The organism is Microvirga vignae (assembly GCF_001017175.1).
Classification (GTDB): domain Bacteria; phylum Pseudomonadota; class Alphaproteobacteria; order Rhizobiales; family Beijerinckiaceae; genus Microvirga; species Microvirga vignae.
This window is the reverse complement of record NZ_LCYG01000034.1, coordinates 1-6,901: the sequence shown is the minus strand read 5'-3', so window position 1 is coordinate 6,901 and position 6,901 is coordinate 1. Positions and strand designations below refer to the sequence as shown.

Below are 6,901 nucleotides of genomic sequence, written 5' to 3'. Positions count from 1 at the left end.
TCAGCATTGGCCGAGAGATAGCCTGAGGTGGAGAAGAAGGCATTGGGGTCACGCCCCTCGCGCCAGCCAAACGCCGCATAGTGATCATCCGCATCAATCCCAGCCGCCCGAACATCCGGATAGAGTGCAAGGTAGAAGCTATCATCCACAAGCGCCTGAGCGTCCGGCGGCACATCGTCGGCAAACCGAAGGTTCTCAACGTTGGTGAGGAGGGTACTCGACCCCGATTCCTCCGGGCCGCGAACTCTCACGCTGCCTGTCGTGGTTGTTTCGATAGTGGCGTCGGCGCGATTGAAGTTAAAGACAACGGTGTCGTTTCCAGCTCCGCCGTCGATATTGTCGCTGCCAGCGCTACCCTCGAATGTATCGTCACCCGCATCGCCCCGGAGACGGTTATTGAGCTCGTTGCCGATGATAAGGTCGTTGTTCACGGTACCGCGAACCCGCTCGATGGCGATCAGAGTATCCGTACTACCTGTCGCATCCTGTACCGACCCTGTGGCCAGATTGATGGTGAGACCTGTCGTGAAGCCAAGCACCCTTGCCTCAGTCCGGTAGTCGACCTCGTTGATGCCTGAGGTGCCATCGAAAGTATCTGCCCCACCAAATCCGACGAACCGTTGGACTCCCTCTCCAGATCCACCAGTAAACGTATCCACTCCTGCGGTTCCCCGCACGCCATCGATTCCGAAGAACGTGTCGACGCTGCTGTCAGACTTTGTGACCGTTCCTTGTCTGGACGTGGAGCTAAATACTACTTGGATACCTGTGAAGCCCGTGTTGAAATAATTGATTTCGTTAATGTACAGATTTGGATCATCGTTGACCCCGATGCTGCCGCCATAGATTGCGTCATTGCCTCCGCTGCCATCGATGGTGTCGCTGCCTAGCCCTCCCTGAAAGGTGTCGTTCCCGGCTGTACCACCGATAAGCCGGTCGTCGTTATCTGTTCCGCTGATAGTAGCCATATTATCTCCCTAAGGGCTTTGAAGTTCTTGGCGCCCGTTCTAGCATTCAGATGCAGCCATCCACGCGGCAAGCGCGCGTTTGGAATTGCTTTGAGAAACAATTCTCGGCTTTCCTTCAGCCACTTGAGCCACACCAACAACCAGTCCGTCTCTAGACGGACTTCCAAAAAATTAGCGCTCTGCCTGGGTAACACAACTGATGCTAGTAGGTATCTCCCCTAGCCAAGATGGAGTAGGTGGTTGGAGGTAAGCGAGCGGCATCCACAGTGCACGTTAGTAATCACAGTGCAGGCTTCACGGTGCAGGACTTCCTCCTCGATTGGGATCGGGAAGTGGCTACCTGCCCGGCAGGGCACGAGAGCAGGAGTTGGAGTTCCGCTACCATCAGGGGCGAACCGCGCTCAAAGCTCGCTTCTCGACGAGCAATTGCCGGCCGTGTCCCTTGAAACGGCAATGCACTCACAGCGCTCGGCGCCTGCTCACGCTCCGTCCGCACGAGGGACATGAGATTCTTCAGGCCGCTCGGGTTCGTGAAGCACAGCCAACCTTCGCACGAGAATATCTGCGGCGAACTGGAATTGAGGGCACGATCTCGGCGGGCGCCCGGGTCCTGCACCTGCGGCATTCCCGCCACGTCGGGCTAGCCAAGGCTCATCTGCAGCATGTCTGACTGCGGCCGCCATGAACCTCATCCAGATCGGTACCTAGCTCGACGACACATCACTCGCGCAAACACGTCAATCCGTATTCAACAGGCTCATGATAGCTTCCACCCCAGCGTGACGACCCGGCGTGATGAATTCGCCAGCATAATCTTTCGAAGAAACTCCAAGGTGCCGTTTCAGCGAGGACAAATCGATCAGCCCCGACAGCCGGTCCAGAGAGCAGCGATGGGCCGCGGAATCTGCAGAAGCGACCATAGCCAGAGAAATGAGGCCGCAGACTCTGGGCCTCACTCCTTCAGGTAATCTTCCTACTTACCGTGCAGCGTTCTTACGCGATGACGCTATCGCTGAAGGTAGATCGGCCCTCATAGACGCCGAACTTCAGGTAGTGCTCAAGCGGGTTGATGCCGGCAGCCGCCACATCTCCATAGGCGGCCAGGTAGCTCGAGGTGTCGAAGGTCTCCGACGGATCCCGCCCCTCCTGCCAGCCAGACGCATTGTAGTGCTCGAGCGGGTTGACCCCGGCTGCGGCCACATCGGTGTAGGTGGAAAGATAAGCCGAGGTGTCGAAGAAGGCGTTCGGATCCCGCCCCTCCTTCCAGCCATAGTTGGCAAAGTGGAACGCCGCATCGGCCCCGGCAGCCCCGACATCCGGATTGGCCAGGAGGTAGTACTCGGCATCAAACGTGCCCTGCACGCCCTGCCCGACTGCCTTGTACGCCTGCCGGCCCTCGAAGCGGCCATAGGCGAGATAATGCTCGAGCGGATCGATGCCGGCATTCCTCACGTCAGCATTGTTGAGCAGGTACAGGGTCGTGTCGAAGGAGACAGACGCATCGCGGCCCTCTGTCCAGCCCTGCTGGTGATAGTGCTCGAGCGGGTTGATGTTGGCCGCATCCACATCAGCATTGGCCGAGAGATAGCCGTTGGTGTTGAAGAAGGCATTCGGGTTGCGGCCCTCCTGCCAGCCAAACGCCGCATAGTGATCATCCGCATCAATCCCAGCCGCCCGAACATCTGCGTAACGTGCTAGGTAGAGCACATCATCCACGAGTGGTTGCGCATCGGCAGAGGCTTCATCGAGCGTGTAGGTATAACCTGGAACGGAGGTTGGCCCCGAGGCCATGCCAAAGACGCTGTTGCCGGAGACCTGAGTTCCAGTGGCGCCACCGTTGAGATTTGTGACCTCCTCGCGAATGCCATAGCGGGCGTCGATTTCACCATCGGAATAAATCGCATTGTTGAGGATCTGGGTGTTAGTCGAGTAGTAATTGATTGCCGGGACCGTTGTCGGATCATTGTCGGGATTGCCGTCTGGGTAATCGTTGCGCAGGCGGATCTGAACTTGGTCGTACCGTTCAGTTGCCGTTTGGCCTTGCGCATTGTTGAAGATCTCGCTGTTCCTCAAGATTGTGTCCGTGGAGCCTTCGATGCGCACACCTTGGCGCATGTTGTCATGCACCGAAGCGCCGTCAATCGTCACATTCTCGGAGAGTTTTACGAGGATACCCTCACGCGAATTGTGGTAGTACTCACCCCCGATAATCTGGATGTTGCTAACCCAGTCGATCGTGCTCGCACCATCGCGCAGAACATCGCCACGCTGAACAACGATGCCAGCGCCACCAGTTGCTCCTGAGCCATTGTCATACGCTTCGTTGTTTTCCAAGACGAGATTGGTGGTGGCATTTTGGATATTGAAGCCATGGCGGTCGTTGGCGTAGGAAATGTTATTCCTGTAAGTACCGCCCTCGGCACCATCGGCTACAAAACCGTCGAGGCCATTGTGATGAGCCAAACAATCCTCAATGGTGATATTGGTGGTGATCTCGTGTGGGTTGAAGCCATACGCTGTGCAGTTCAGGATCTCGACACCCGAGACAGTAATATTAGAATGCGTGACTCCCTCCTCGGGTTTTGCTCCAGAGATAAAGCCAGCTTGGTGGCCCGTATTGTGGGCTCGGTTCCCATCAATGGTCAGGTTGGCGAGTGTCACATTCTGCACCGTCTCCTTCACATCGGTGCGCACAATCCCGTTAATACGAGCATTGAAGTTATCGGCGAGCTTGATGGTTGTCGCCCCCATCCCTGCGCCCACCAACGCAACTCCGGAAAGCAACTCAACCGGACCAACGGACTCATTGGTCGGATCCCCTGTTACGATGTAGGTGCCGGTTGAAAGTTGGACGGTGACCTGCCCCGCTGATGGGCTCGCCATGTAAGCTGCATTGGCTTTTTGGATAGCTGCGTTGATCGCAGCCGTGTCCTGCGCAGCATTTCCAGTTGGCGGACCGACGGTGATAACCTGTGTGGCCATGATTAATGTCCTTCTTGGGCGTTCTTAAATTGCTCGATTGCAGGCATTGTCGTCCGGACACATGACCGGCGCGGGGGTTACAGCGAGAGAGGGGCTTAAGGGAGATGTTTTGCCAGAGCCGAAGCTGCCATGCCGCCTGTCACGGCCATGACAGGCGGACCTGCTGCGGCTCCAAGAGTATCAGCTGTACAGCTGAGTATTTATCCTCGAATTTGATTGCACAGTCCGATATCATAGAGCCACTTTTCATTAGCGCCTGCTGGTTTACAGGCTATAAGATAGGCGGCGCTTGACGGTTTGTATTAATTTATACTGTCTACTAATGGTGCAATTTTGGTGTAGCCCTGACGGGAAGACGCAAACATTCCACCTCTTTGGTGGTAATCTGGTCCATGCCAGTAAAATTGAACGGTAAGGTTTTGAGGTACATCGAGAGACCTCCTGCATGAGGCCTCAAAGAACACCCCGAACACGCCAGCTTGGCTCAAGTGCCAGAACCGCTTTAAGACCGAGTTCCAGTTGCCGAAGGAGGGCAGCGCCCGCCAAGTGAACATGCCCGTGAAAGAGTGAAGTGCCTCAAGGAAGCGACGGTCATCGCGGCTCTTGCTACCCTGCCGGGAATACCAAAGTGGCAAACGCCTGCGGCACCGTCACCCAATCTTTTTCCCTTGTGTCAGCATGATCGGGTCTCTCGAAGCCGCCTCGCCATGGATCACTGACAGATCGATTTAGGGAAATATTCTAATATTGCCCATCTCAATCCACACGGCCTAGACCAGCTGGGTGAATTGCACGGTAGCTCCGGATCGCTCACTAGAGTGCAAGCTTTTCGGACAAGAATTCCATCTGACCTTCGGGCTTAAACCCAAGAACAAGCCCGGCGAAAACGCCGGCACACCTTTTGGAGTAGACATCATGGCAGCTGTCACGACTTACAGCCCGACCGGAAACGCGTATATTGACGGCGTCCTCGGCGGCTACAAATGGGCCGTGAACAGCCTTACCTTTAGTTTTCCCACCAGCGGTTCCTATTACGGATCGACCTACGGTTCAGGTGAGCCCCTGAGCAATTTCAGCGCGCTCAACACTGCGCAGCAGAACACCGCCCGTTCTACGTTGAACATGTACGCTTCGGTGGCCAATCTCCGCTTTTCCGAAATCACAGAGACGACCACGCAGCACGCCGACCTTCGTTTTGCCGAGTCTGATTTGCCCGGCACAGCCTGGGCCTACTTCCCCAGCACGGCCGCCGAGGGGGGAGACGCCTGGTTCAACAGCACCGACTACAATACTCCTGTGAAGGGCAACTACGCCTATCTCACCTTCGTGCATGAGATCGGCCATGCGCTCGGCCTCGAGCATCCGCACGAGAGCGGCATGCCGGCAGACCGGGACTCGATCGAGTACACGGTGATGAGCTATCGCTCGTATGTCGGCGCCTCCACCACCAGCGGCTATGTCAACGAAACCTGGGGCTATGCGCAGTCGCTGATGATGTACGACATGGCGGCTCTCCAGCATATGTACGGCGCTAACTTCACGACCAACAGCGGCAACACGACCTACAAGTGGAACCCGACTACCGGCGAGATGATGGTCAACGGCGTCGGCCAAGGGGCGCCCGGCGGCAATAAGATCCTCCTGACGGTGTGGGATGGTGGCGGAACCGACACCTATGACTTCTCGAATTATGCGACAGCCCTGACAATCGATCTCCAGCCTGGAGGCTGGACGACAACTGCCTCCAATCAGTTATCGAAACTGCACTATGACGGGTCGAAGGTCGCGGTTGGCAACATTGCGAACGCACTGCTCTACAAGGGTGATGCCCGGTCGCTCATCGAAAACGCCGTTGGTGGTTCCGGCGGTGATGTGATCATTGGGAATACGGTATCTAACACCCTTTGGGGTGGGAGTGGCGATGATCGGTTATCAGGTGGTATTGGCAGCGACACGCTGGAGGGAGGAGCGGGGACCGATACCGCGATGTTCAGCGGCTTGCGCGCCCAATATGACATCAGGCATCAGTCCAATGGTTCGATTGTTGTTGCCGACCTGCGTTCGGGCTCATCGGAGGGTATGGATGTTACTTGGGGTGTGGAATATTTCCAGTTCACCGATGGCCTATACGCATCCGCCAATCTGACGCTCCGGAGCGCTTTTTCGGCGCTCAAGACAGCCTTCACGGCCCAAGCCTATCTCTCGGCCAATCAGGATGTGGCGGCAGCGGGTCTGAACCCACTCGATCACTTTGTGAGATATGGTGCTGCAGAGGAGCGCACAGGGAGTGGCGTGAATCCGGTCCAGACAGTGGGGCGAACTATCCTAAAGGGCTTCGATGCGGACTTTTACCTCATGACCAATCCGGATGTGGCGGCAGCGGGGGTGAATCCGCTGGACCACTACAACGGCTTTGGCTGGAAGGAGGGCCGCGATCCTAATGCCGCCTTTGATACCAGCGACTATCTGGAACTCTACCGGGATATCGCGGCGGCCCAGGTGAACCCGCTTGACCACTATTTCGACTTTGGCTGGAGGGAGGGGCGTGACTCCTCGTCACGGTTTGACACCTCCTCCTATCTGGCCGCCAACCCGGATGTTGCTGCTGCCGGTGTCAACCCTCTGCAACATTACCTGAACTATGGCATCTATGAGGGCCGAAGCACGTGGGATGTCCTGGCCTAACGAAGGTGATGGCTTCTTGTTGGCTTGTGCCCCGACGGCGGAACTCCTTTCCGTCCTACGGCCGAAGTGGCTGCCGGCACTGTTCATTGTGGTCATTGTGGTCGAGCATGAGTTCTCAAGCCCTCAGAGGCTCGGCGGTGACTGAGCCTCGGCCAGTAGAGATGCCGAGAAGCCCGAGAAACTACTCCTCGGGCTCACCCGTACAGAACTGCGCCTGAGCAGGACCATCAATTCGGGATAAGCCTAGGCAATAACGCTGTCGCCGA

2 protein-coding genes and 2 pseudogenes are annotated in these 6,901 nt (G+C 56.7%); 2 read left to right on the top strand and 2 right to left on the bottom strand.

Going from position 1 to position 6,901, the window contains the following annotated elements; translation table 11 throughout:
- Window positions 1-968: pseudogene (locus AA309_RS32055) on the bottom strand (calcium-binding protein); the annotation flags it as partial.
- Window positions 969-1,258: 290 nt separating this feature from the next.
- Between AA309_RS32055 and AA309_RS37430 the strand changes: the two are divergent.
- Window positions 1,259-1,751: pseudogene (locus AA309_RS37430) on the top strand (transposase); the annotation flags it as partial.
- Window positions 1,752-1,961: 210 nt separating this feature from the next.
- Here the strand turns inward: AA309_RS37430 and AA309_RS32050 are convergent.
- Window positions 1,962-3,950, bottom strand: coding sequence for a right-handed parallel beta-helix repeat-containing protein (locus AA309_RS32050; RefSeq protein WP_052954732.1), 1,989 nt, complete (start codon window positions 3,948-3,950; stop codon window positions 1,962-1,964).
- 915 nt (window positions 3,951-4,865) lie between these two features.
- Here AA309_RS32050 and AA309_RS14435 point away from each other — a divergent pair.
- Complete coding sequence (locus AA309_RS14435; protein ID WP_047189736.1) at window positions 4,866-6,635, top strand: M10 family metallopeptidase; 1,770 nt, start codon at window positions 4,866-4,868, stop codon at window positions 6,633-6,635.
- The last annotated feature ends 266 nt before the right edge of the window (window positions 6,636-6,901 follow it).